General features: G+C 42.0%; 18 protein-coding genes. 9 read left to right on the forward strand and 9 right to left on the reverse strand.

From position 1 onward, the window contains the following. Positions 1 to 130 precede the first annotated feature (130 nt). Positions 131 to 3637, forward strand: coding sequence for a helicase-exonuclease AddAB subunit AddB (gene addB, locus BFI01S_RS11795; RefSeq protein WP_061792797.1), 3507 nt, complete (start codon positions 131 to 133; stop codon positions 3635 to 3637). Further along, complete coding sequence (addA, locus tag BFI01S_RS11800) at positions 3621 to 7373, forward strand: helicase-exonuclease AddAB subunit AddA (RefSeq protein WP_411814596.1); 3753 nt, start codon at positions 3621 to 3623, stop codon at positions 7371 to 7373. The genes addB and addA overlap by 17 nt, the downstream gene beginning before the upstream one ends. A gap of 259 nt (positions 7374 to 7632) precedes the next feature. Here the strand turns inward: addA and BFI01S_RS11805 are convergent, their stop codons facing one another. From BFI01S_RS11805 to BFI01S_RS22510, 6 genes are read right to left on the reverse strand one after another with little or no spacing between them, the layout of a single operon-like run. Beyond that, positions 7633 to 7851 (reverse strand): spore germination protein, encoded by a 219-nt coding sequence (locus BFI01S_RS11805; RefSeq protein ID WP_061792799.1) that lies wholly within the window; start codon positions 7849 to 7851, stop codon positions 7633 to 7635. Between the two features lie 25 nt (positions 7852 to 7876). Beyond that, positions 7877 to 8263 (reverse strand): spore germination protein GerPE, encoded by a 387-nt coding sequence (locus BFI01S_RS11810; RefSeq protein WP_061792800.1) that lies wholly within the window; start codon positions 8261 to 8263, stop codon positions 7877 to 7879. A 7-nt stretch (positions 8264 to 8270) separates the two neighbouring features. Further along, the gene (locus tag BFI01S_RS11815; protein ID WP_061792801.1) at positions 8271 to 8447 is read right to left on the reverse strand and encodes a spore germination protein GerPD; all 177 of its coding nucleotides are present in this window, start codon (positions 8445 to 8447) and stop codon (positions 8271 to 8273) included. Further along, positions 8444 to 9049: a spore germination protein GerPC gene (gerPC, locus tag BFI01S_RS11820; protein WP_061792802.1), complete on the reverse strand. Its 606-nt coding sequence runs from the start codon at positions 9047 to 9049 to the stop codon at positions 8444 to 8446. Before gerPC ends, BFI01S_RS11815 begins: the two co-directional genes overlap by 4 nt. A gap of 30 nt (positions 9050 to 9079) precedes the next feature. Next, entirely contained in the window at positions 9080 to 9319 is a 240-nt protein-coding gene (locus tag BFI01S_RS11825; protein ID WP_061792814.1) for a spore germination protein GerPB, read from the reverse strand. A gap of 13 nt (positions 9320 to 9332) precedes the next feature. Beyond that, a complete protein-coding gene (locus BFI01S_RS22510) occupies positions 9333 to 9554 on the reverse strand; it encodes a spore germination protein (protein ID WP_076261223.1) in 222 nt (73 codons plus the stop codon). Between the two features lie 200 nt (positions 9555 to 9754). On the opposite strand from BFI01S_RS22510, the gene BFI01S_RS11830 reads away from it, so the two are divergent. From BFI01S_RS11830 to BFI01S_RS11850, 5 genes are all read left to right on the forward strand, one after another. Then, positions 9755 to 11347 (forward strand): long-chain-fatty-acid--CoA ligase, encoded by a 1593-nt coding sequence (locus BFI01S_RS11830; protein WP_061792803.1) that lies wholly within the window; start codon positions 9755 to 9757, stop codon positions 11345 to 11347. A gap of 142 nt (positions 11348 to 11489) precedes the next feature. After that, complete coding sequence (locus BFI01S_RS11835; protein ID WP_061792804.1) at positions 11490 to 12677, forward strand: DUF418 domain-containing protein; 1188 nt, start codon at positions 11490 to 11492, stop codon at positions 12675 to 12677. A gap of 66 nt (positions 12678 to 12743) precedes the next feature. Beyond that, positions 12744 to 13652 (forward strand): fumarylacetoacetate hydrolase family protein, encoded by a 909-nt coding sequence (locus BFI01S_RS11840; RefSeq protein ID WP_061792805.1) that lies wholly within the window; start codon positions 12744 to 12746, stop codon positions 13650 to 13652. Between the two features lie 183 nt (positions 13653 to 13835). After that, entirely contained in the window at positions 13836 to 14192 is a 357-nt protein-coding gene (locus BFI01S_RS11845) for a YisL family protein (protein WP_061792806.1), read from the forward strand. Positions 14193 to 14384: 192 nt separating this feature from the next. Further along, positions 14385 to 17306, forward strand: coding sequence for an EAL domain-containing protein (locus tag BFI01S_RS11850; RefSeq protein ID WP_061792807.1), 2922 nt, complete (start codon positions 14385 to 14387; stop codon positions 17304 to 17306). A gap of 105 nt (positions 17307 to 17411) precedes the next feature. Here BFI01S_RS11850 and BFI01S_RS11855 read toward each other — a convergent pair whose 3' ends face one another. After that, on the reverse strand, positions 17412 to 17975 hold the full coding sequence (locus tag BFI01S_RS11855) for a DUF2777 domain-containing protein (protein ID WP_061792808.1): 564 nt from the start codon (positions 17973 to 17975) through the stop codon (positions 17412 to 17414). 157 nt (positions 17976 to 18132) lie between these two features. Here BFI01S_RS11855 and asnB point away from each other — a divergent pair, with 157 nt between their 5' ends. Beyond that, positions 18133 to 19980, forward strand: coding sequence for an asparagine synthase (glutamine-hydrolyzing) (gene asnB, locus BFI01S_RS11860; RefSeq protein WP_061792809.1), 1848 nt, complete (start codon positions 18133 to 18135; stop codon positions 19978 to 19980). A 36-nt stretch (positions 19981 to 20016) separates the two neighbouring features. Here asnB and BFI01S_RS11865 read toward each other — a convergent pair whose 3' ends face one another. Together BFI01S_RS11865 and BFI01S_RS11870 are read right to left on the reverse strand one after the other, a co-directional pair. Beyond that, positions 20017 to 21366 (reverse strand): MATE family efflux transporter, encoded by a 1350-nt coding sequence (locus tag BFI01S_RS11865; RefSeq protein WP_061792810.1) that lies wholly within the window; start codon positions 21364 to 21366, stop codon positions 20017 to 20019. A gap of 128 nt (positions 21367 to 21494) precedes the next feature. Next, positions 21495 to 23261, reverse strand: coding sequence for an alpha-glycosidase (locus BFI01S_RS11870; RefSeq protein WP_061792811.1), 1767 nt, complete (start codon positions 23259 to 23261; stop codon positions 21495 to 21497). Positions 23262 to 23572: 311 nt separating this feature from the next. On the opposite strand from BFI01S_RS11870, the gene BFI01S_RS11875 reads away from it, so the two are divergent. Then, positions 23573 to 24850, forward strand: coding sequence for a sugar ABC transporter substrate-binding protein (locus tag BFI01S_RS11875; RefSeq protein WP_061792812.1), 1278 nt, complete (start codon positions 23573 to 23575; stop codon positions 24848 to 24850). Positions 24851 to 24951: the final 101 nt, after the last annotated feature.

Raw genomic sequence — 24951 nt, forward strand, 5'->3', positions numbered from 1 at the left:
ATATACTTTATGCACGAAACCCCGAATAGGAAAGTTGTCATTTCCACAATTTTGAAGAACCCCATACAAAAAATTGAACAGCTTATATGATAAAATAATGATAGAAAGAGACCTTTGTAGGAGGAAAAATATGACCGTACGTTTATTGATAGGCCGTTCCGGGAGCGGTAAAACGGAATACTGCCTTAACCAAATCCGTGATGAACTGCGGTTTAATCCGGATGGAGATCCAATTATTTATTTAGTGCCGGAACAAATGACGTTCCTTTCAGAATATAACTTAATTACAACACCTGGCCTTGGGGGAATGATCCGCAGCCAAGTATACTCTTTCACGCGTCTTGCCTGGAGAATTCTTCAGGAAACGGGAGGCATGAGCAGATACCATCTTAATAGTGTAGGCATCAGCATGCTAATCCGCAAAATCATTGAAGATAAAAAGGATGATCTTAAGCTGTTTCAAAGGGCTGCAGACAAAAATGGCTTTATTCAGCAAGTAGAACAAATCATGACCGAATTCAAACGATATTGTGTAGCCCCCGACGAACTTGCGGAAAGGCAAAATCAGCTCTCGGCAAGCGGGAAGTCAAATAAGGCACTTCAGGATAAGCTGCATGATCTTGAGATAATCTATAAAAATTTCGAGGAATCCCTTTCTGGCAAATATACAGATTCAGAGGATTATTTCCGCCTGCTTGCGGAAAAAGCCTCCCATTCAGAGTATCTAAAAAATGCTGAGGTTTACATAGATGGCTTTTACAGCTTTACACCACAGGAATATGCAATTGTTGAACAGCTGATGAAGCAGTGTAAAAACGTCACAATCACATTAACGCTTGACCAGCCGTTTAAGAATAATGCTTCTGATGAGCTTCATTTATTCAGAATGCCGGGAGAAAGCTATCAGACAATCAAAGAAATGGCTTCCCGCAACAGGCTGGATGTGGAAGAGATGCTCCTTTCCGAGCAAAAAAGGTGGCTCAAGCCTTCACTTAAGCATCTTGAGGCTCATTTTGAAAGCAGGCCTGCAGAGGCATTTACAGGAGAAGCGGACATTCACATTGGACAGGCTGTCAGCAGGAGGGCCGAAATTGAGGGCGTTGCCAGAAAAATAAATAAGCTTGTTCGCACAGATGGCTACCGCTACCGTGATATTGCCGTTCTTGCAAGAAACGGCCAGAATTATCATGACATGATTGAAACAGTGTTCCGTGACTATGATATCCCATTTTTTATTGACCAGAAAAGAACCATGCTGACTCACCCCCTCGTTGAGTTAATCCGGTCAACACTAGAAATAATCAATGGAAATTGGCGCTATGAACCGATCTTCAGAGCTATAAAAACAGAGCTGATGTTTCCGTCCAAGTTAAACCCCGGAAAGCTTCGTGAGCAAATGGACAGACTTGAGAACTATGTTCTAGCTTATGGCATTCAAGGAGACAAATGGACGAAAAAGAAGAGATGGACATACAGAAGAATCAGGGGGCTGGAGTTTGAAGCAGTTGCCCAGACTGATGCCGAGAAAAAAGTAGAAGATGAGTTAAATGATTTGCGCGAAATGATTACAGGCCCAATATTAAGGCTGCACAGGCGTTTAAGAAAGGCTGCTGATGGCCGCGGCTTTTGTGAAGCTTTATTTTTATACATGGAAGAATTGGATGTGCCTGTGAAGATTGAAAAGTGGAAAACTGCCCAGGAGGAGAAAGGGAACCTTGTTAAGTCCAGGGAACATGGACAAGCATGGAATGCCGTTATGGAGCTTCTGGATCAATATGTAGAAATGCTTGGTGAAGAAGAAGTGACGCTTAAGCGTTTTGCTTCCATTCTTGATGCCGGGCTGGAGTCGCTTCGCTTTACGCTTGTTCCGCCTGCCATCGATCAGGTCATGGCGGCCGATTTGGAAAGATCAAGGCTAACCGATATTAAAGCTGCCTTTGTCATTGGGCTGAATGAAGGAGTACTTCCTGCCAAATTCACGGAGGACGGTGTGCTGGCGGATGACGACAGGGAAATTCTGAACACGAACGGAATGAAGCTGGCGCCAGGAAGCCGTACACGTCTTCTTGATGAGGAATTTATAGCCTATAAAGCGTTTGTTACTCCTTCAGAAAAACTTTTTATCAGCTATCCACTGGCAAATGAAGAAGGCAAAGCACTTATGCCTTCTCCTTATATTAAGAGATTGGGAGATTTATTTCCTGATTGCAGGCACCATTCCTTCATGTCTGATCCGGCAGAGCTGCCGGAAACGGAGCAGCTGGAGTATGCCGATAACCTTAATACAGCATTATCGTATTTGACTTCGCAGCTTCAGCTCAAAAAACGCAGCTATCCAATCTATGACCTTTGGTGGGATGTTTATAACTCTTACCTGAAAAATGAGCAGTGGAGAAGGCCTGCATTAAAGGTGCTTTCCAGCCTGAATTATGAAAACAGCACACTTCAGCTTGGCGAAGACGTCAGTAAAGAATTGTATGGCGATCATATTCAGGCGAGTGTTTCCAGAATGGAATTATTCCATAGCTGTCCATTCTCCCATTTTGCACAGCATGGACTAAGGCTGCGGGAAAGACAGGTATACCGCCTGGAAGCACCGGATATTGGGGACCTATTTCATGCTGCTTTAAAATTTATTGCAGAAACAGTTATGACTCAGAAACTTTCATGGACAGATATGACGAGGGAACAGTGTGAGATCCTTGCAAAAGAAGCAGTTGAAATGCTTGCTCCTAAACTTCAAAATGAAATTCTCTTGAGCTCGAACAGGCATCACTATATTAAGAGAAAGCTTGAGCGAATTATCAGCAGGGCTTCCTATGTCATCAGCGAGCATGCCAAATCAAGCGGATTCTCGCCAGTGGGCCTTGAATTAGGGTTTGGTCCGAAAGGAGAGCTTCCTTCGCTTGCTTTTCCTCTTAAAAACGGAGCTAAAATGGAGCTTGTCGGAAGAATTGACAGAGTAGACAAGGCTCAGGATGCAAACGGGACGTTTTTACGGGTAATTGACTATAAATCCAGCTCCAAGGATCTGAATGTAAGTGAGGTTTACTATGGCATTGCTCTGCAGATGCTGACATATCTGGACATCATAATTGCCCATTCAAGCTCTTTAATTGGAACAAAAGCCGATCCGGCAGGAGTCCTTTACTTCCATGTCCATAATCCAATCGTCAGCACTTCAAAAATGCTGACCCTGGAGGATATCGAGCAGGAACTCTATAAAAAATTCAAAATGAATGGCCTGCTGCTTGGAGATGAAAATGTTATCAGGTTAATGGACCAGACGCTTGAGACAGGCGACTCATCCATTATCTCAGCCGGGTTCAAAAAGGATGGCACTCTTTCCAAGCGGTCTAAAGTGGCAAGCAAGCAGGAGTTTGATTATTTGCGCCGCTATTTAAGAAAGATGTATAGGAATACAGGCAATAAGATTACAGAGGGCAATGTTGAAATTGCCCCATATAAAATGAAGGAAAAGACACCATGTACATTTTGTGCCTATAAATCTGTATGCCAATTTGACGAATCTCTTGAAACAAATGATTACAGATTATTTACTCCTAAGCCAAAAGAAGACATGATTGAAATCATCAAGAAGGAGGTGGAGGGCGATGAAAATGATCATACCGCCTAAGCCGGAAGATGCAACCTGGACTGATGACCAATGGAAAGCGATTATGGCCAAGGGCCAGGATATCCTTGTGGCTGCAGCCGCCGGATCAGGGAAAACGGCTGTTTTGGTTGAAAGGATTATCAATAAGATTATCACGGATGAAGATCCAATAAATGTCGATGAACTGCTTGTTGTGACCTTCACAAATGCCTCGGCAGCAGAAATGAGGCACAGAATCGGCGAGGCTCTTGAAAAAGCTATTAATGATAATCCGCGGTCTGCTCACCTCAGAAAGCAGGTAAGCTTATTAAACAGGGCATCCATCTCGACCTTGCACTCATTTTGCTTAGAGATGATCCGCAAATATTACTACATGACCGATATTGATCCGGGGTTTCGGATCGCTGATGAAACAGAAGCACAGCTTTTGAGGGATGAAGTACTCGAAGAGCTTTTTGAAGAGGAATACGGCAAAGAGGGAAATGAAGGATTCTTCGCACTAGTGGACACTTTTACAAATGACAGAAGTGACACGGCCCTTCAGGATATAATAAGGGACTTATACGATTTTGCCCGTTCCAACCCTTCACCTGATCAATATCTTGATTCAATTGTGGAGATGTATAATGTGGACGGAGTCAGCAGTCTTGAGCAGCTTCCATTTGTCCGTTCACTTTTGGAGGATGTTGATCTTCAACTGAAAGGAGCCAAACAGCTGCTTGAATATGGGCTTGAGCTGACCAAGCTTCCAGGGGGACCGGCTCCCAGAGCAGAGAACTTTATCGCAGATCTGCACGTTGTAAATACATTAATTGAAGCGAAAAAAGATTCATGGACGATGCTGTATGAAGCGATGCAATCTTGGTCTTTTGGCAGAGCCAAAACGTGTAAGGGCGATGAATATGATGAAGAACTGGTCGAAAAAGCAAAGAAACTTAGGGATCAGGCCAAGAAAATCATTACCGGCCTGCAGGAAGAACTGTTTTTCCGCAGACAGGAAAGCTTCATGCGTGATATGGCGGAAATGAAGCCCCATATCGAAGAGCTTGTTTCGTTAGTTAAAGCTTTTTCCATTCGCTTCGAACAGATTAAAACTGAAAAAGGGCTTGTTGATTTTGCTGATCTTGAGCATTATTGCCTTGAAATTCTTTCATTACCAGATGAGGAGGGAAGGCTTTTGCCTTCAGATGCGGCTCTTGTCTGCAGAAATCAGTTCAAAGAAGTTCTGGTTGATGAGTATCAGGATACCAACATGGTTCAGGAAGCTATTTTGCAGCTGGTAACGGCAGATTCAGAAGAAAACGGGAATTTATTCATGGTAGGGGATGTTAAGCAGTCGATCTACCGTTTCCGCCTTGCAGAGCCTAATCTGTTTCTGGGCAAGTACACGCGGTTTGACCGGGATGGAGAAAGAGCAGGGCTCAGAATTGATCTGGCGCGAAATTTCAGAAGCCGTAAAGAAGTTCTGCAGGGGACCAATTATATCTTTAAGCAGATTATGGGGACGTCTGTTGGTGAAATTGAGTATGACCAGGCATCTGAACTTATTAAAGGAGCTCCCTATTCAGAGGATCAGGAGCATCCTGTTGAGCTTGCCATTATTGACCTTGAAGGAAATGAAAAGAGTGAACAGGAGCCTGAATCCATGGATGAGGGTTTTGACAGCGAAGATTTAGCCCAGTCACAGCTCGAGGCCAGATATATGGCATCGAAAATAAAAGAAATCATTGGGAATCGGCAGGAAGTATACAACACAAAGACTCATTCTGGACGGCCTGCCAAGTACAGGGATATTGTCATCCTGCTTCGTTCCATGACTTGGGCTCCGCAGATTATGGAGGAATTCAAACAGCAGGGAATCCCTGTCTATGCCAATCTTTCCAGCGGTTACTTTGAAGCAACAGAAGTTGCGATTATGATGTCACTTCTAAAAGTGATAGATAATCCGTATCAGGATATTCCGCTGGCATCGGTTTTAAGATCTCCTATTTTGGGGCTGACTGAAGAAGAGCTTGCACAAATCAGAATCCATAATAAATGGGGTTCGTTCTATGAAGCATTAACTTCTTTTTGCCGGAATCACCCAACCCTTGAAACGGGAGAACTATATGAAAAAATCCGGCCATTTTTTGATACTCTTGAAGAATGGCGTGTAATGGCGCGCCAGGGTTCCCTTTCCGAGCTGATTTGGCATCTGTATAGAGAAACGCGATTTTACGATTTTGTAGGCGGCATGCCGGGCGGAAAACAGAGGCAGGCAAACCTGCGGGCATTGTATGACAGAGCCAGGCAGTATGAAGCAACATCATTCAGAGGATTATTCCGCTTCTTAAGGTTTATTGAACGAATGCGGGACAGAGGCGATGATCTTGGTGCAGCCCGCGCTTTGGGCGAGCAGGAAGATGTTGTCCGCCTTATGACGATCCACAGCAGCAAAGGTCTGGAATTTCCTTTTGTTTTTATTGCAGGGCTTGCCCGCAGCTTTAATACAATGGATCTGAAAAAGCCATATATGCTTGACAAGGAATTTGGATTCGCTGCAAAATATGTAAATGCCGAGAAAAGAATTTCGTATCCCTCTTTGCCGCAGATTACCTTTAAACGAAAAAAGAAAATGGAAATGCTTGCTGAAGAAATGCGGGTACTATATGTTGCTTTAACGAGGGCGAAGGAAAAGCTGTACCTGGTTTCGTCTGTCAAGAGTGCAGATAAAAAATTAAATAAGTGGCTGCAGGCATCCGAGCATAAGGACTGGCTCCTGAATGAGTATGACAGGGCTTCTGCAAACAGTTATCTGGACTGGATCGGCCCGGCTCTTGTCCGGCATCGGGAGTGTGAGGCATTGAGAGGGGAAGTTCCGGTGGATCCTCTCGTCCCGGGTGATATACTTGAACACCCTTCCTGCTGGAATATAACCATAATTAAAAGCGAAGAAGCTGCAGTTCTTCCGGAAGAAGCCAATGAGGGCGAAACGGATTTACTGAAATTGGTTTATGATGGAAAACCTGTTCCGGCTGAATCTGCTTATAAGGATAAAGTTGAGGAACAGCTTTCCTGGAAATATTCCTTTAAGCAAGCGGCTCAATCTAGATCTAAACAGTCCGTTTCGGAAGTGAAGCGGCAGCGGGAGATTTTTTCTGAAGAAGACAGCGGTACTGAGTTAATCCGTAAAATCAGTAAACCGATGCTTAGCCGGCCTCGCTTTATGCAGGAAAAATCACTTTCTCCAGCTGAAAGGGGTACTGCCATGCACGCTGTTATGCAGCATATTGATTTCAGCCGGCCTGCAACAGTGGAAAGGATATCCTCCAAAATGGATGAGATGGTTCACAATGAATTGCTCACGGAAGAGCAACGTTCCAGCATTGAGCCACAGCTGATTGTACAGTTTTTCGAAACCGAGCTGGGACAAAGAATTGTTCAGGCTAAATCGGTACGAAGAGAAATCCCATTCAGTTTATCTTTCCCTGCCCAGGAAATTTATTCAGATTGGCAGGGTGAAGATGAACCTGTTCTCATTCAGGGGATTGTGGACTGTGTATTCGAAGATGAGCATGGTCTGGTGCTCCTGGATTATAAAACGGATGGAATCAGCGGCCGTTATAAGGGAGGGTTTGCTGAAGCCAAACCCGTTCTTGAAAACAGGTACAAAGTACAAATTGATATGTACACCAGAGCATTGGAGCAGATTTTAAAAAGGAAAGTCAATGAAAGATACCTGTTTTTCTTTGACGGAGCTCATACAATTAAGTTATAGGAAAAGCCGGCAAGGGGACTTGCCGGCTTTCATATATATGAAGGAGGATTATTTATTGAGAACACCAGCCGAAAAGGTGCGCAGAACCAATGAAAACCCGCGCGCAAACAAAACATCCCCATGCACAAAGCGGAGAATTACGCGTATTACTACTACCCCAATATAAAGGGTACTGAAAAATATAAAGGAGGATTACCATGGGAAAAAGGCGCACAGAACGATAACGGAGGCGCTATCGTCCTGACTTACTGAAAATAAATTAGTTATTGCCTACATTTGGCTGATCAACCAGACTGGTATCCAGTACGTTACTGGCACTTAGGCCATTGTTTGTAATGACAAAGCCGCCTGTGTTAGCGGCACCCTGTCCGGTTGTTGATTTGGAATTGTTTTTTGGAGAGATATAAAGGGAGTCTCCGAATTGAACAATTCCCCCGCTGACATTAATGATTTGTACCGGTCCGGTTATAGCTGGCATGTAAAACATCCTTTATGAAAAATTTTCATCCTTGAGTTCTGCTGTTTTTTGGATAAACCTGACGGATATGCTTGACCCGGGCTTCCATTGAAATATTTCCGCTGTTCCCGATATGGATGACAGATGAGGAGGAAACCCCGATAATATCAATGTTCTGAACCCGAATGATTGGATTGAGCTGTGTTGTCTGCATCGTTATGTTTTCTTCAATAGGGATCAAAGGTATGGGTTCCCTGAATACTGGATAGACTGAAAAATTCCCTTCCTTGGCGTTAAAATACTCAGCTTCTCGCTGGTCTGCAATTGCTCTTGAGAATCCTTTAATAAAGCATGAGTCCCCAATTTCAAATACAGAAGAAAAGGCAATGGTGTCAATATTGATCTTATCAACCGATGATGTTCTTTGCAGCATAGGCAGTTTACTCCGGTGTCAGAGGCACAAATGGCCCTACCAGAAGTGACTCAGGGGGTGTATCAAAAGTGGCTGCCAGCTGGATCGTTTGCGTATCCCCCACCATCAAAACAGATGAACTGGATACACCCAGTACTCTTATACTGCCAACACACAGATCTCTGTTATATACCTGATAATTCATTCTTTATTCATTCCCTTCATATTCTCCGGCAAATGCGAGATAAAGGCATAGACCCCATTGTGAATCTCTTTCTTTATCAGCTCGATAATCTCTTCGTTATTTTCCTGCCCGGAGCGATTCGATGCCTGCTGCTGGGTATAGAAGTCAATCCGGTTAGGCAGCTGCTTTTTGATATCTTCCTTGATAAACGCAATATACGAGTCATCCACATTGATATTTAAATTCTTCTGGGCAGAAGCTGTAATTTCCGGAAGTTCCCGTTCTAAATACTGATAAATGGCGTCTTCAATTTCCATCGTTCTCTTCATCTGGGTTTTAGGCGAAACAGGTGCCTTAATGTTTTTGTTGTCTACGGCAAAATCTTCAATGTTTTGCAGCTCAGAAGGGTTTAAGCCAATATTTAAAGTACCTTCAAGAGACTCTACCTTAAGCTGGTCAAATTTATACTCAATCCGATCCACCTGCATTGGCGGACGGCTTTTCAGAACTTCAGTTTCTTCCTGAAGTTTTTTAACCGTAGCTTCAAGTCTCCGTATTCGTTTTTCCTGTGCTTCTACAAAAGCATGCAATTGCTGAAGATAAGTATTTAATTGCTGATTCAAGCGCACCACCTCGCTTATAAAAAAATGATTTTATCGTTTCTGCGCACCAGTCAGAGGTACAGAAGGTGACAGAAAAACACTCCCCCCTGCTGGCCCCGCAGGCGTCGGACCTTCTGCTTCAGGTGCAGGCTCGGTAAAGCCGCCAGTGTTATACAAATATGACGCCGGCTTTATAATGCCTGCACTTCCAATTTGCAAGACGGAAGAGTTTGTAATCCCGCCGATCTTTATGAAATGAATATGAATGGATTGCTGTATATAGAAATTCATAGTATCACCCGTTTTAAGCATTGAAATAATTGCCCTGATCCACGCCATCACAATCATAAGTGTTTGTTGAGCTCCGGTGATTGTAAACATTCAGGCCATCTCCAGTGTTAAATGATCCGGCACCTGAAAAGGTCTTAGCGTTAGAAACTGGCATGATTTTATATACATCCCCGATATTGAAGACAGAACTGCTCCCGATCGATATGACCTGTGCGACTCCCACAATAGCTGGCATACATAACACCCTTTAAAATGATTTCTTGTATATCGTATGTGCCTAATTGCTGAATGTGATTAATCAGCCCAATAATATCTCAGCTGTACGTTAATTCAAGGCGACGATAAAATGTTATATAACAGACAAAAATACCATGAAACTGTTTAAAATATTGTGATAATATAAAATTAACAAAATTTTCTGTGAGGTGCTGTTAAATGAATGTTCCATTATTACTTACGCAGTTTTTAGACCGTGCTGTATCCCTTTACGGTTCTAAGAAAGCCATTTTTGCAGATGATCGAACTTTTACATATGAGGAATTGAACACAAGGGTTAATCAGCTCTCTCATGGTTTAAAAACTTCAGGTATTCAAAAAGGGGACCGTATTGCTTACCTGGCACCCAATTCAGTAGAAATGCTGGAGGGGTTTTATGGAGTTTTTCAGCTGGGCGGAATAATGGTCCCTCTAAATATCAGGCTGAAGCCGGAAGACTATTTGTTTATATTGAATCACAGTGAATCCAAAATCCTGTTTGTAGATCAGGACCTTTACCATCTTATACTTCCTGTAAAAGATCAGCTGAAAACTGTGGAAAAAATCTTCGTGCACTATAAAGAGGAAGATACAGAAGAAACCGATTATGATTTATGGCTCAGCCGCCAGGACATCAGTCCATTTCAAAGAGAGGTCCTCGACGAAAATGACGTTTGCAGCCTTTTATATACAAGCGGTACAACCGGCAATCCTAAAGGTGTCATGCTGACCCACCGCAATAATTATCTGCATGCCTTGTCAACTATGCATCATTTGAGAGTCAGCGATCACGATGTATTGCTGCATGTCCTGCCGATGTTTCATGTGAATGGATGGGGTTCGCCATTTTATTACACGGCAAATGGCGCTTCTCAGGTGTGTATGAGAAAAGCCACGCCGGAAAAGATATTTGATGCCCTTCAGAAACATGAAGTATCAGTCATGCATATGGCCCCTACCGTACTGAATTCGCTGATGCAGCATTATGAACAATTTGCCCCTTCTGTGGAGCAGGATGTCAGGGTTGTTATTGCTGGTTCGGCGCCTCCGCCAGCCTTTGTAACAAGAGTGGAAAAGGAGCTCGGCTGGGAGTTCATACAGGTATATGGCATGACCGAATCATCTCCATTAAGCACTGTATCAACGATTCGTTCTCATCTTCGACAACTTCCGCTTAACCAGCAGTACCGGATGAAAGCGAAGGCAGGACATCAGATGATTGGCTGTGAAGTCCGGGTAATCAATGAACACGGTGAAGAAGTTGCCCATAATGGTAAAGAAATCGGTGAGATAGTTGTCCGCAGCAACGGGGTCATGAAAGGCTATTGGAAAAATGAAGAGGCAACAATGGAAGCGATTCGGGACGGCTGGCTTCATACCGGTGATATGGGAAATGTAGATGAATATGGCAATATAGAAATCGTTGACCGAAAAAAAGATATTATTATCAGCGGCGGGGAAAACATCTCATCCATCGAAGTAGAAGGGGTTTTATACGAGCACCCTGCCATCTCGGAAGCAGCTGTCATAGCGGTGCCTCATGAAAAGTGGGGGGAAACGCCTCATGCCTTTGTAGTCGTGCGACATGGTAATACACTCACTGAGCAGGAGATTATCAGTTTCACCAGGGAGAAGCTGGCCCACTTCAAAGCAGTAACGGGAGTGAGTTTTGTCGAAGAGCTGCCGAAAACGGCTTCAGGGAAAATTCAAAAAATCCACCTTCGGAACAGCTACTGGGAATCGACAGGGAAAACAGGCCGTTTTGTTAATTAAATGAAAGCGGGAATTTTTCAATGTTTTATCAGTCCAGCTCCAGCGCCTATTTACATGCGCTGGAGCATTTCTTTTCTGGACAAGCAGAGTCCAGCTCTCTATCATTAAGATTAGAATTTCTTTTCAAAGAAGGAGGCACTTTATGGACAGGCAAGTCAGCCCGGTTCTGGAGAAGGATCGGATCATTTCGCTGGATATTATGAGAGGATTTGCCATTCTCGGGATCTTTTTAGTTAATATGCTTTCCTTCCATTCACCATATCTGTACATTGATCCTTTTGAATGGTGGGACAGTCCGGCAGATAAAGGGACTTATGCGTTTATCGATATCTTTGTGCAGGCAAGCTTCTATCCTTTGTTTTCAATGTTGTTCGGTTATGGGTTAGTCATTTTAAGGGAGAGGGCAATGGCAAAGGGCCTTGGTTTTGGAGGAATGGCTGCAAGGAGATTTTCCCTTTTGCTGCTGATCGGCATCATTCACGCTTTTCTTATATGGCATGGGGATATTTTAATAAACTATGCAATCTTTGGCTTTATCTTTTTATTGTTTGTAAAAATGTCCGGAAAAAATATGCTTTTAACTGGAGTATTGCTTTATATCATTCCCAATCTGCTATTTGTTCTATTGTTATTTGCAACAGTTCTGTTTGTTCCGCCTGAAGATCTGTCAATCTATGACCAAGAAGCGGCATTAGCTTCTTTACAGGCCTATCAAAATGGAAGTTTTTCCGAAATTACCGTACAGCGTATCCAGGATTGGTCAGGTGTTAATAATCTTGCTTCACTGCCTATCATGCTGGCATCTATTTTTCCATTATTTTTAATAGGGGGAGGGGCAGCCAAGCTGCGATGGCTTGAGGAGCCTGAAAAAAACCGGGCATTCCTCATGAAAATTATTCTGGTTTCTTTGGCTGCAGGGTTATTGTTCAAATCGCTGCCTTACTTAACGGAAAGCAGCCTGGGACTGGATTACATGCAGGACATATTTGGAGGTCCGCTGCTGGCTATTGCTTATGGTTTAGGGATAGCAGTGATGATGAAAAATAGTCAGGGACCAGGATTCCTGCTGCCGCTCTCATATGTTGGGAAACTGTCGCTCTCAAATTACCTTTTCCAGTCCATTATCTCGACTTTTATTTTTTACAGTTATGGATTAGGCTTCTATGGGAAGGTATCTGCATTTTGGGGCACACTTTTAGTTATATTCATCTTCGCTTTCCAGGTCATCATCAGCCGCTTCTGGCTTGCCCGCTATTATTATGGACCGGTCGAGTGGCTCTGGAGAAGCTTCACTTATTTAAAAATCCCTAATTTGAAGAGAAAAGGTTAAAATGGTCCAAAAATCTGAAAATTTATATTATACTAAAAAAGTGAATAATAGAATGAGGTGATTGGATTGAAATTTGTTACTTTTAAGGATAGCACAGGAAGCATGGCTGGTTTATTAGATGAGACCGGGACAAAGGTGCTTCCACTAAAAGCAGCTTTAGAAAAAATGGAAGGCAAAAGTGAGTTGCCGGCGACTTTAAAGGAATGTATTGCTTTAGGGGATAAGTTCATTGGTAAAGTACATAGTTTAACAGATTGGCTAAGCAGCAATCCTGCAAGGGAAGAACTCTTTCGCCCGCTCAATTCCGTTGCATTGGAAGCGCCGATTCCCCGTCCGGATAAGAATATCTTTTGTGTAGGCAAGAATTATGCCGAGCATGCCATTGAGATGGGGAGCAAAGAAGATATTCCAGAGCACATAATGGTCTTTACGAAATCGCCAACAACGGTAATAGGACCAGATGCAACAGTATTAAATCACAAGAATGTCACTGCAGAGCTTGATTATGAGGGAGAGCTTGCCGTTGTAATCGGAAAAAAAGGACGGGCGATTCCAAAGGAAAAAGCATTGGAACACATTTTTGGCTACACGATCATTAATGATGTGACAGCAAGGGATCTGCAGTCCCGCCATAAGCAATTTTTTATCGGTAAAAGCCTGGATGCCACGTGCCCGATGGGTCCATGGATTGTCCATTCCTCTGCTGTTGAAAACCCGAATCAGCTTGACATTCAAACAAAGGTAAACGGAGAGATCAGACAAAGTTCAAATACTGAAAACTTTATCTTTCCAATCGATGAAATCATCTCGGTTCTGTCAAAGGGTATGACACTTGAGCCTGGCGACATTATCGCTACTGGAACTCCGGCCGGGGTAGGAAAGGGCTTTAAGCCTCCGCGTTTTCTTAAGCCGGGAGATAAAGTGGAAATTACAGTAGAAAATATAGGAACTCTGACAAATTTTATAGAGAAATAAAAAGATGGCCTGTGTACAAATACACAGGCTTTTAAGTATTAATTTGTCAATGAGATATATCACATCTTGCCATAAATAGTTCACAAAATTGCCTTTATATAATCTTTTTCTGCATCTTAACTTTAGGAATTTCAAAGCCAATATGGTATGATGATATCGAATTTTACATTAGGAGGCACAGGAATGATACATGCCCATATAACAACATGGTTTTTAGCACTTGTTCTTTTTTTTATTGCCCTTATAATGCATAAAAGCGGCAAACAAAAAGGTTTAAAAGTGGTTCACATGATCTTGAGATTATTTTATCTTCTGATCATTGGTACAGGAGTTTGGATTTTAAGCAGCCTTAACAGCATCGACCTTCTTTATGTTTTGAAATCATTAGTAGGCATTTGGGTAATTGCTATGTTTGAAATGATTATCATCCGGACTGTCAAAGGGAAAAAAACCTCTATTTTATGGGGCCAGTTTATTGTTGCATTAATCCTGGTTCTATATTTAGGCTTTGTTAAATTACCATTAACATTTATGACTTAAATATGGATATTTATAGAAAAGGCTGCCAAAAAGGCAGCTTTTTCTAATTTTGTCATGTTATGACTTCACTAAATATGGTAATTTAAAACTATAGCTAACTATATGATAAAAAAATTAGAATCTGCAGTCTCAGGTGTATAAGGAGCAATCCTAACAGCGGGTCTAATGATCTTACTATGATGGTGGGTTTTTATGGCACAGACGATTACATGTTTATATAAGAATATTAGCGAGCTTAATAGTTTTATAGACTTGAATGAATTGACTGAATACCCGAATTTGCTTGTGCAGGTTTTTACAGGGACCCCTGAGAGCCTATTTATCGCGAAACTTCAAAAGGAAATGTCAGATAAGCTTCCACTTGCACATATAGCAGGCTGTTCAACTTCCGGTGAAATTCATGAAGGGCGCATTACGGAAAAACAAACAATCATTTGCTTTACTATTTTCGAAAAAACGGAAATAAAATCTTTCTTGTTAAACAGGAGCGATTTTAAAGACAGTTATGAAATGGGCAAAGCCCTGGCACGGGAACTTGCTATCTTTAATACCGAAGCTGTAATTATCTTTCCTGCAGGATTTGATGTCGATTCCACTGACCTCTTGGAGGGAATAAATGAAACCCAGCCAAACATGGTGATTTCCGGCGGCCTTGCCGGAGATAATGGTTTATTCCAGGAGGGTTTTTCTTTTACTCAAGATGGAATCACCAGCGATGGGCTTGTTGCAGTCGCCCTTCAAAGCGGTGATCTGTCAGTGCGTCATTTTGAAAATTATCAGTGGCAGGAGATTGGAAAAAGCTTTACTGTCACAAAGGCCGAAGGATCTATCATCTACTCCCTGGACGATAAGAGGCCTTTAACTATTCTAAAACGCTATTTGGGAGATGCTTTTATTAAGGAACTGCCGAAATCAGGTACTGAATTCCCGTTCCTTTTACAGTACCGCGGAGAAAAAGTATCTGTTTTTATTATAAAATTACTTGAAAATGGTGCAATTAAAGTAAACAGAAGAGTTGAGGCAGGAGAAACACTTACGTTTGCTTATGCAAATCTGGAGGACATTATTGACCGGTCTTTAAAGGAATTAAAACAGCTTGACCAGATTTCTCCTGAAAGCATATTTATATACAATTGCATGGCGAGGAAGCAATTTGCCAGAGACTTTACGGAAAAAGAACTGACAATGTTCCAGAAAATAGCTCCGTCTAACGGCTTCTTCTCTTATGGAGAAATTTCCTGCCGTAAAGGCGGACTTCCGCAGATGATCGGACATTCTCTTACATACCTTGCTCTATCAGAAAATAGTGCTGAATCAAAGAAGGAACAGCAGAATGAATTTGTTTATGAAAAAACCGCCCAATTTAATACGATTACTTCATTAACTCATTTAATGCATGCTTCTCAGGATGATATTAAAGCATTAAACAGCAGCCTTAAAACGTCGGAGCAATATTATAAATCTCTATTTGATAATAATGCAGACTTTGTTTATTCAACTGATCTGAAGGGGAATTTTACAAGTGTCAATCCGGCATTTGAGAAAACCTTCGGGTACAGCCGGGAAGAAATAATTGGAAAAACAGCTCTTTCCTATGTGAGCGATATGGATGTACAAAGAGTTCGGATGCACTTTTATCGGGCATTAAGGGGAAAGGAGCAATATTATAATGTTTACATTGATTCAAAAACCGGCGAGAAGAATCTCTTTCAGCTGAAAAATATTCCGATTACGGTTAACGGGGAATGTGTAGGCATTTATGGAACCGGCAGAAATATTACAGAACAGAAAAAAATTGAAGAGAAGATAACCGAACTGGCCTTTTTTGACCGGGATACAGGGCTGCCAAACAGAATGAAGTTTACAGAACAATTGGAAATGCAATTAAAGAGAGCCAGGAAGAAACAGAAGAATATTGCCGTTCTTTCTATTGATATTGACCGCTTTAAAATTATAAATGACAGTCTTGGGCACTTTGCCGGGGATATGGTGTTAAAGGAAATTTCCGAAAGAATTGAGAGGGTTTTGCCTTCCGGTTCTTATTTGGGAAGGTTCAGCGGTGATAAGTTTACCCTGGTATTATCGAGGGAAGCAGCAGTTGATAAAGTTATGAAAGCCTCCAAAAAGATATTAGATGAAATATCCCATCCTTTATTTCAGTCGGATCAGGAGTTTATTGTTACTGCGAGTATTGGTGTAAGCCTATATCCGGACGATGGATCTGATGAGCACATACTGCTGAAAAATGCGGATATTGCCACGAATCGCTCCAAGCTGCAGGGAGGAAACAGGGTCACCTTTTTCTCGATGGAAATGAATGAACAGGCAATGGTCAGACTTGAGCTTGAAAGCTACTTAAGAAAAGCTTTGCAGAAAAATGAGTTTTATTTATGCTATCAGCCATTAATCGACCTTGAAACAGGCAATTTATACGGAAGTGAAGCCCTGATCCGCTGGAATCATCCAAAACTTGGCCTTGTTTCACCCGGTGAATTTATCCCTCTTGCTGAAGAAACTGGTCTTATTGCGGATATTGGCGGCTGGGTATTGAGGTCGGCTTGTCACCAAAATAGGCGCTGGCAAATGCTAGGCCATGAATCTCTATCCATTTCTGTGAATGTGTCAGCTTATCAATTCCAGCAGCCGGGATTTCTCCAGGAAGTTAAGATGGCATTGGAGCTTTCCGGTATGGAGCCGCAATATTTAACATTGGAGCTGACGGAAAGCACGATGCTGAGAAATGTTGAGTACAGTATACAAGTTATGCAGTCTCTGCAGGATATCGGTGTCAAGGTATCCATTGATGATTTTGGAACCGGCTATTCTTCTTTAAGTTATTTAAAGGACCTTCCAATCAATACATTAAAAATCGACCGGTCATTTATCAATAACCTTCGATTAAATACATCTGATGTTGCCATTGTAAAAGCCATCATCACCATGGGACATGGGCTTTCCGTAAAGGTGGTGGCTGAAGGGGTGGAGACACTGGAGCAGATTGAGATTTTAAAGGAATTGAAATGCCATTATGCACAGGGCTTCTATATACATAAGCCGCTTATGACGAGAGATTTTGAGGAAGGTCTATCAAAATACGTTCAAACGCACAGCTAGCGCCATAAAGAAACAGCAGCTTGCCATCAAAGGCAGGCTGCTGTTTCTTTATATTAATTCTGAAGTCAGATTATTGCCCAGCTCCAGTCGCATTTCCGCTTTTTTCTAAGAAGAAATCTTCTCAATTACCATTCTTTTCCCGCTGTTTAAGGTAAATTCAAATCGGTCACTCATTTTTTCATAATAGCAAAAGTGATGCTGCACATTGCATATATGATCCTGGTTATCAAAAACGATGAAGTTAACACCGCTTTTCCTGTCTTTATCATTAAAAAATGCGAGCTGGTTATAGCAGTAAATGCAGTCATAAACCGAAAATTGCATGGAATTTAGAGTGGTTACGAACTGGCAGAAGGCGTCATCATTCATTTCTTCCAATAATCTTTCCAGTGAGAAAACCAGATGCTTTCGAATCCGAATTGAATCCTGGTTCTTCAAGTGAAACGTTTCATCATCAAAAGCCACCTTGCCATCCTCGAATAGAATGCCCTTTTCCCAGCGTTTAAAGCGGAACACTTCCATTTCCTGATGGAGGAATTCGTCCAATATGGATGCTTCATCTGTCTCATGGTCAAAAAATACCCATTGATCATTGATATACTCTACAGTGCCATCTGTAAAAGCACGGGATTGATATTCGATAAGCTTTGTTCGCTGCTGTCTATTCATATAAAACCTCCATTAACTTCCTCAACTTCTTTTTAGACAGTTTTGGCGATTTTTATAACCGCATGAATGTGGACAATTAACTTTTTTCTTGGCCCAGCATACAATAGCATCATGAAAAATGTGCCCATGCGATTCCGCTTTGAAAGGATGATGTAATATGTGTGGAATTACCGGCTGGATTGATTTCCAAAGGGATTTGAGAAAAGAAACAGCTGCTATTGGCAAAATGGCGGATACGCTGGCAAAGCGGGGTCCAGATGAAACAAACATATGGACAGATGTGCATGCTGGATTGGGCCATAAAAGGTTAATCGTTGTAGACCCGGCAGGCGGAAAACAGCCAATGACTAGGGAAAAACGTCAAAACCGCTATACGATTTGCTATAATGGAGAGCTTTATAATACGGAAGATCTCCGTAAAGAACTCCTTATAAAAGGATATTCGTTTGAGGGCCATTCTGACACTGAGGTTTTGCTGACTTCTTTTATAGAATGGGGAGAAAATTGCCTGCAGTATTTGAATGGCATCTATGCCTTCGCTGTTTGGGATGAGAAGAAAGAACAAGTATTTATTGGCAGGGATCGTTTAGGGGTAAAACCTCTATTTTATAAAGAAACGAAACAGGGCATTTTATTTGGATCTGAATTGAAAGCTATTTTGGCCCATCCTGATGTTAAGGCAGAAGTCGGCAGGGAAGGTTTGGCAGAAGTCTTTGGACTGGGGCCATCACGATCCCCTGGCTCAGGGGTTTTCAGAGGCATTGATGAATTAAGGCCTGCTCATGCGCTGATCTTTTCGAGAAATGGACTGAAGGTATGGCGTTATTGGAATGTGAAAAGTGCCCCTCATGAGGATAATGTGGAGGAGACGGCTGGGCGGGTAAGAGAACTATTTACGGATGCTGTGACAAGGCAGCTGGTCTCGGATGTTCCGTTATGCACGTTCCTTTCCGGCGGAGTGGATTCCAGTGCGATTACAGCTATTGCTGCAAAAGCTTACGAAAAAGACGGTAAGGGCCGTTTGACCACTTATTCGATAGATTATGAGGGAAATGATGAGTTTTTCAAGGCTAATGAGTTTCAGCCCAATTCAGATGGAGCATTTATACAGAAGATGTCCCAGACCTTTAATACGAAACATAACAGCAGTATAATCACCCAGAAGCAGCTGGCAGAGGATTTAATCGAATCTGTGCATGTGAGGGATCTTCCGGGTATGGCTGATGTCGATTCTTCCCTGCTATGGTTTTGCAGGGAAATAAAAAAGGATTTTGTTGTCAGTCTATCAGGGGAATGTGCAGATGAAATATTTGGCGGCTATCCATGGTTCCATAGAGAGGAAGACTTGAAGAGGAGGGGATTCCCATGGATGAGGTCACTCGAAGCCAGGCAGGACTTATTGAAAGAAAATTGGAGGAAGAAACTGAACCTTCAAGACTATGCAATGGAAAAATATCTCCTGGCAATCTCCGAAACTCCTGCTTTAGATGGGGAGAGCAGGGAGGACGCAAGCAGGAGAGAGCTTTTCTATATAAATATGATTTACTTTATGACGACATTATTGGACCGTAAAGACAGAATGAGTATGGGGGCCAGCCTTGAAGTGCGGGTGCCTTTTGCAGATCATCGGCTTGTGGAGTATGTGTGGAATATTCCGTGGGAAATCAAAATGCATGGAAACCGAGAAAAAGGAATTCTTCGCAAAGCTCTTGAGGGCATACTGCCGAATGAAGTGTTATACAGAAAGAAAAGCCCGTATCCCAAAACGCATAATCCAGAATATACGTCTGCAGTCCAGAGGATGCTCAATGGATACCTGGAGGACCGCTCATCCGCACTGTATGAATTCTTTGACAGCGGCCAGCTGAGGGATATTATTGAGTCGGGAGGTGACTCATTCCGGGAACCATGGTTTGGGCAGCTCATGACTGGTCCCCAGCTGTTAGCACACCTTGCACAGATTCATGTGTGGTTTAAGGAGTATAATATAAATATTGCAGAATAAAAAAGAAGCGGCAGCCGCAACTGCCGCTATTCTTATTTATACTGCTTTTGAAGACACGAACGACTTATTCACCCAGACTCTGGATCTCCAGCGCCATAACATGAGCAACCCTCTAAGCCATTCATCTGCAATAAAAGCGATCCAAATGCCGGCAAGACCCAGTCCAAAATGAATTCCCAGAACATAGGAAAGGGTAACGCTTACGCCCCACATGGAAAGGATCCCCATATAAACGGGGAACTTTACATCCCCGGCTGCACGCAGGGAGTTGATGACGACTAAATTAAACGATCTGCCTGGTTCCAGGAGGATCGTCAGAAGAATGAGAACACTGCCAACCTTTATGATATCTGGATTAGAAGTGAATATGCCCATCAATTTTTCTGAGAACAGGGAGAAAAGAACCGCAGTCCCGAATGAAATGATGATGGCAAGGCGCAGGCTTTTCATACATCTTTTATAGGCTCCTTCATAATCCTTACCGCCTACCATATGGCCTATCAGGATTTGTGTGCCCTGGCTGATAGCGACACTGAACAGGAATATGAACATCATGATATTCTGCGTATAAACCTTTGCAGTTAAAGCCTCTGTTCCGAGAGCAGCGATGAATATCGTAATCACCATTTGCGATCCATTATAGGATAAATGCTCTCCCGCTGAAGGGATTCCGATTTTTAAAAGGTTTTTGATATGTTCCTTTGGAAAGCGGAAAAGTAATCGGAAGGGAAGTGCTTTATCCGTTCTTTTAAGCAGGATGGCGACAGCAGCTGCCAATCCGATCAATCTGCTGACGACAGTAGAGATGGCCACTCCTTCTACACCCAATACCGGAAAACCGAATGGGCCGAAAATAAAAAAGTAATTGCCAATCACATTTAAAATGTTCATGCCGATAGTAATGTACATAACATCTCTTGTAAATCCGTAACTTCTGATGATGGCTCCAATTGTCATAATCAATGCCTGAACAAAGGAAAAGCCGCCTACAATGACTAAGTAGGCATTTGCCTGGCTCAATAGCTCCTCAGGCAAATCCATCATGCGGAGCAGCGGTTTGCCTGATACGAATAGAAGAATACTGAGAAATACCCCAAATACCAGGTTTGCCCCCAGGGAAACAGTCGAAATTTCAGCAGCCGTTTTATTATTTTTCGCGCCGAGATTTTGGGCAATTAGGATGGATGTCCCGGTCGCTACAAATCCAAACATGACGATTACAAGTGAAAGGATCTGATTTGACACCCCGACGGCAGCCACAGATTCATCCGAATATTGCGAAAGCATAAGCGTATCGGCATTCCCCATGAGCATGTGAAGCAATATTTCAATGAAAATCGGCCAGGTTAGAGCAAATAACGTCATTTTTTTCTGGTTCTTAGTCATGGTTATTCTCCCTATTTGAAATGATTTCATGTAAATAGGAGGGACCCGCGACAATATATAAACGAAAAAAGAAAAGCCTTAAGGTCTTGCCCTTAAAAACTTTTCCTTATTTCAATCAGGTTTCCTATTTAGTTAAGCTTTGCAGGGAAGGACAGGATTTCAAACCCCCAGCCATCAAGCTGAACTTTAAGGTTTTCCGCTTCAGCTGCAAATTCTTTGTCCGTAAGCATATTTGTTACCTTAACACCCTTAAGCGGATAAGGCAATACAAATTCTGCGCTTTCATCCGCAGGGTTGGCGAGTACTATAATTGTTTTTTCATCATCGTATTTTCGGTAGGCAACTATATTAGGATCTGTCTGAACAAATTCAAATAGACCTTCATTTGCGAGCAGCTTTTCTTCCTTCCGAACCTTAATAAGCTTTTGAATATGAGAAAACAATTTCCGGTCCTGTTTTGCCTCATCCCATTCCATGCATTTTCTGCATCCGGGATCCATTACACCACTTAGTCCAATTTCATCTCCATAATATAGGCATGGTGAACCCATAAAGGTGAATAAAAGTGTGTAAATCAACTTTACCCTGTCTTTATTTTCTTCACATTCCGTTAAGATCCTCGGTGTATCATGGCTTCCAACCAGATTGAATGCAGATTCATAGACATTGGCAGGATAGCTGTGAATTTCAGCGGTCATATTATTGACGAACTCACTGCCGGTTATGGATTTCTTTGCAATTAAGTTTAGCAGGTTGGTGGTAAAAGGATAATTCATGACAGCATCAAATTGGTCTCCGCGCAGCCATGGCATTGAATTGTGCCAGACTTCACCCAATATATAGAGGTCTGGTTTGATGTTTTTTACAGTCTGCCTGAATTCACGCCAGAACTGATGGTCAACTTCATTTGCCACATCCAGCCGCCAGCCGTCTATATCAAACTCTTCAATCCAGTATCTGGCCACTTTGAGCAAATATTTTTTTACCTCTGGATTTTTTGTATTCAGTTTTGGCATCTGCTCTACAAAAGCGAAGGTCTCATAATTAGGGTACTCCCCGCCTCTCAGAGGGAAACTATGTGGATGGAACCAATCTTTATAAGGTGATTTTTCTCCCTTCTCAAGCACATCCTGAAATGGGGGGAAATAGTATCCGCTATGGTTGAAAACGGCATCTAGCATCACTTTTATATTCCGATCATGGCATTCTTTTACCAGTCTTTTTAAAGTATCCTTCGAACCAAACTGGGGATCAATTTCCAGATAGTCTATTGTATCATATTTATGGTTGGAAAATGCCTTAAAAACAGGTGTGAAATAGATGCCGGTAATGCCGAGTTCCACGAGATAGTCCAGATGCCCAATAACACCTTCAAAATCTCCGCCAAAAAAATTATCTTTAGAAGGCTCCTCACTTCCCCAGGGAAGAACACCTATGGGGTCATTGTCGGGATTTCCGTTAGCAAATCTTTCCGGGAAAATTTGATACCAGACCGTATCCTTCACCCACGATGGGGCTTGAAATACTTCTTGAGGATGCAGGTAGGGAAAGTTGAAATAATAACCTGAATCAGCAGGAGCCTCCTCGTAAAAGCCTTTTTCAGTCATAATTAATTCTTCTTCACCGGACTTTAAGTGAAATCCGTATCGGGATCTTCTAAATGGCGGGTTAATATAGGCATGCCAATAATCATGAATGCCATCAGAACCTGATTTCTGCATATCTGTTTTTTCATACTGCCATTTCCCATCCGCCCATAAATACTGATCACCGTGCAGTAAAGTGACTTCAGAAATATCATCTTTCTTTGTTTGCAGTCTAATATGTAAGGTGTTGCTGCTGATAGGATAAACAAAATGATCAGCAGGGTAGTGTATGATGGCTGCCTTTTCCATTAAAATTCCCCTTTCAAAGTGCAATCGCTTGCATTATACCATATGAAAGAAGTGGAAATGTATAAATCATATGCCTGTGTGTTAAATTATTATTGCTCCAAAGTAAAAATATTAGAAAAAAATAGTTGTAAAAGCCCAAAAACCTTGTATAATAAAAATTAGAAATTGTGCAATCGTTTTCATTAAGCGGTTTCATTGATTAATAGTTTAGTTGATAGCGCTTGTTTAAGAGAAATAGATTAAGCGTTTATACTTTTGTGCAAACGGTTGTACTTTTTTCAAAAAGGATCACTATTATAGGAGGGTCAAGAATGAAAAGAGCATTATCATTATTTATGATGATCGTCTTGGTATTCGGAGTTTTAGCTGCGTGCGGTCCAAAAGATGAAGAAGAGACTGGCAGCAATGACAGCAAAACTGAAGGGGAATCTTCAAAACCTGAAAAGCTGATTGTCTGGGAAGATACAGATAAAGGATCAGCCTTAAAAGATGCTGCAGAAAAATTTGAAGCAGAGCATGGAATAAAAATTGAGTTTAAAGAATTAAACATTACAAAGATGCAAGAAAACCTTGCTCTTGACGGCAACACTGAAAATGCACCAGACGTTGTAACAATGTCACATGACGGTGTAGGACCGGCAATGGTTAAAGGCTACATTAAAGAACTGGAAGTTGATTCTGAAATCTTAGGACAGTTCACAGATTCTTCTGTAGACGCTCTTAAATATGAAGGAAAACTATACGGGCTTCCAAAAGCTACTGAAACACCAGTGTTTATCTACAATAAAGATCTGCTTCCTGAAGTTCCAGCAACAATGGAAGAATTATACACTAAATCAAAAGAAGTTACTAAAGACGGAAACTACGGTTTCCTTGCAATCTGGGATGATTTCTACCATGCTCACGGGGTGTTCGCTGGATTCGGCGGATATGTATTTGGTGAAAAAGACGGAAAAACTGATGTAACGGATATTGGTTTAAATAACGATTCAGCTGTAGAAGCAGCAGATTACATCAACAAGTGGTACGCAGAAGGCCTTTTCCCGAAAGGAATCATTGGAGAAAAATCTAATGATAATATGAATGGTCTTTTCAAAGAAGGAAAAGCTATTGCTGTGCAAAATGGTCCTTGGGCTTTTAAGGATTACAGTGATGCAGGCGTAAACTATGGGGTTGCGGCAATGCCGAAACTTCCTAATGGCGAGCCTGTTAAAACATTCATGGGTGTTAAAGGGTGGTTTGTAACAAACTTCAGCAAAAGCCCTGACTGGTCCCAAAAGTTTGTTGAATATATTACAAACGAAGAAAATGCAAAGAAACGCTTTGAATTAACTGGAGAAATTCCTCCATTGAAATCACTAATGGAAGATCCTGAATTCGTTAAGAATAACGAAGGTGCAGCTGCTGTAATGGAGCAATCCCAGTATGCAGTGCCAATGCCAAGTGTTCCTGAAATGGCAGAGGTTTGGGATCCTATGAAAAAAGCTGTTGAAACGATTGTAACCGGCAAATCAGAACCAAAACCTGCTCTGGATAACGCAGTTAAAACAATCGAACAGCAGATAGAAGCTAATCACAGCGGAAATTAATCAGCTGTTATTCAGTAAAAACCCAAAGAAGCGGTACTCCCAGTCATCGGGGTACTGCTTCCATTTTATTACCGATATATTTTTGGAATAGTATGATGATC

Origin of the sequence: Cytobacillus firmus NBRC 15306 (assembly GCF_001591465.1) — a bacterium.
In the GTDB taxonomy this organism is placed as follows: domain Bacteria; phylum Bacillota; class Bacilli; order Bacillales; family Cytobacillaceae; genus Cytobacillus; species Cytobacillus firmus.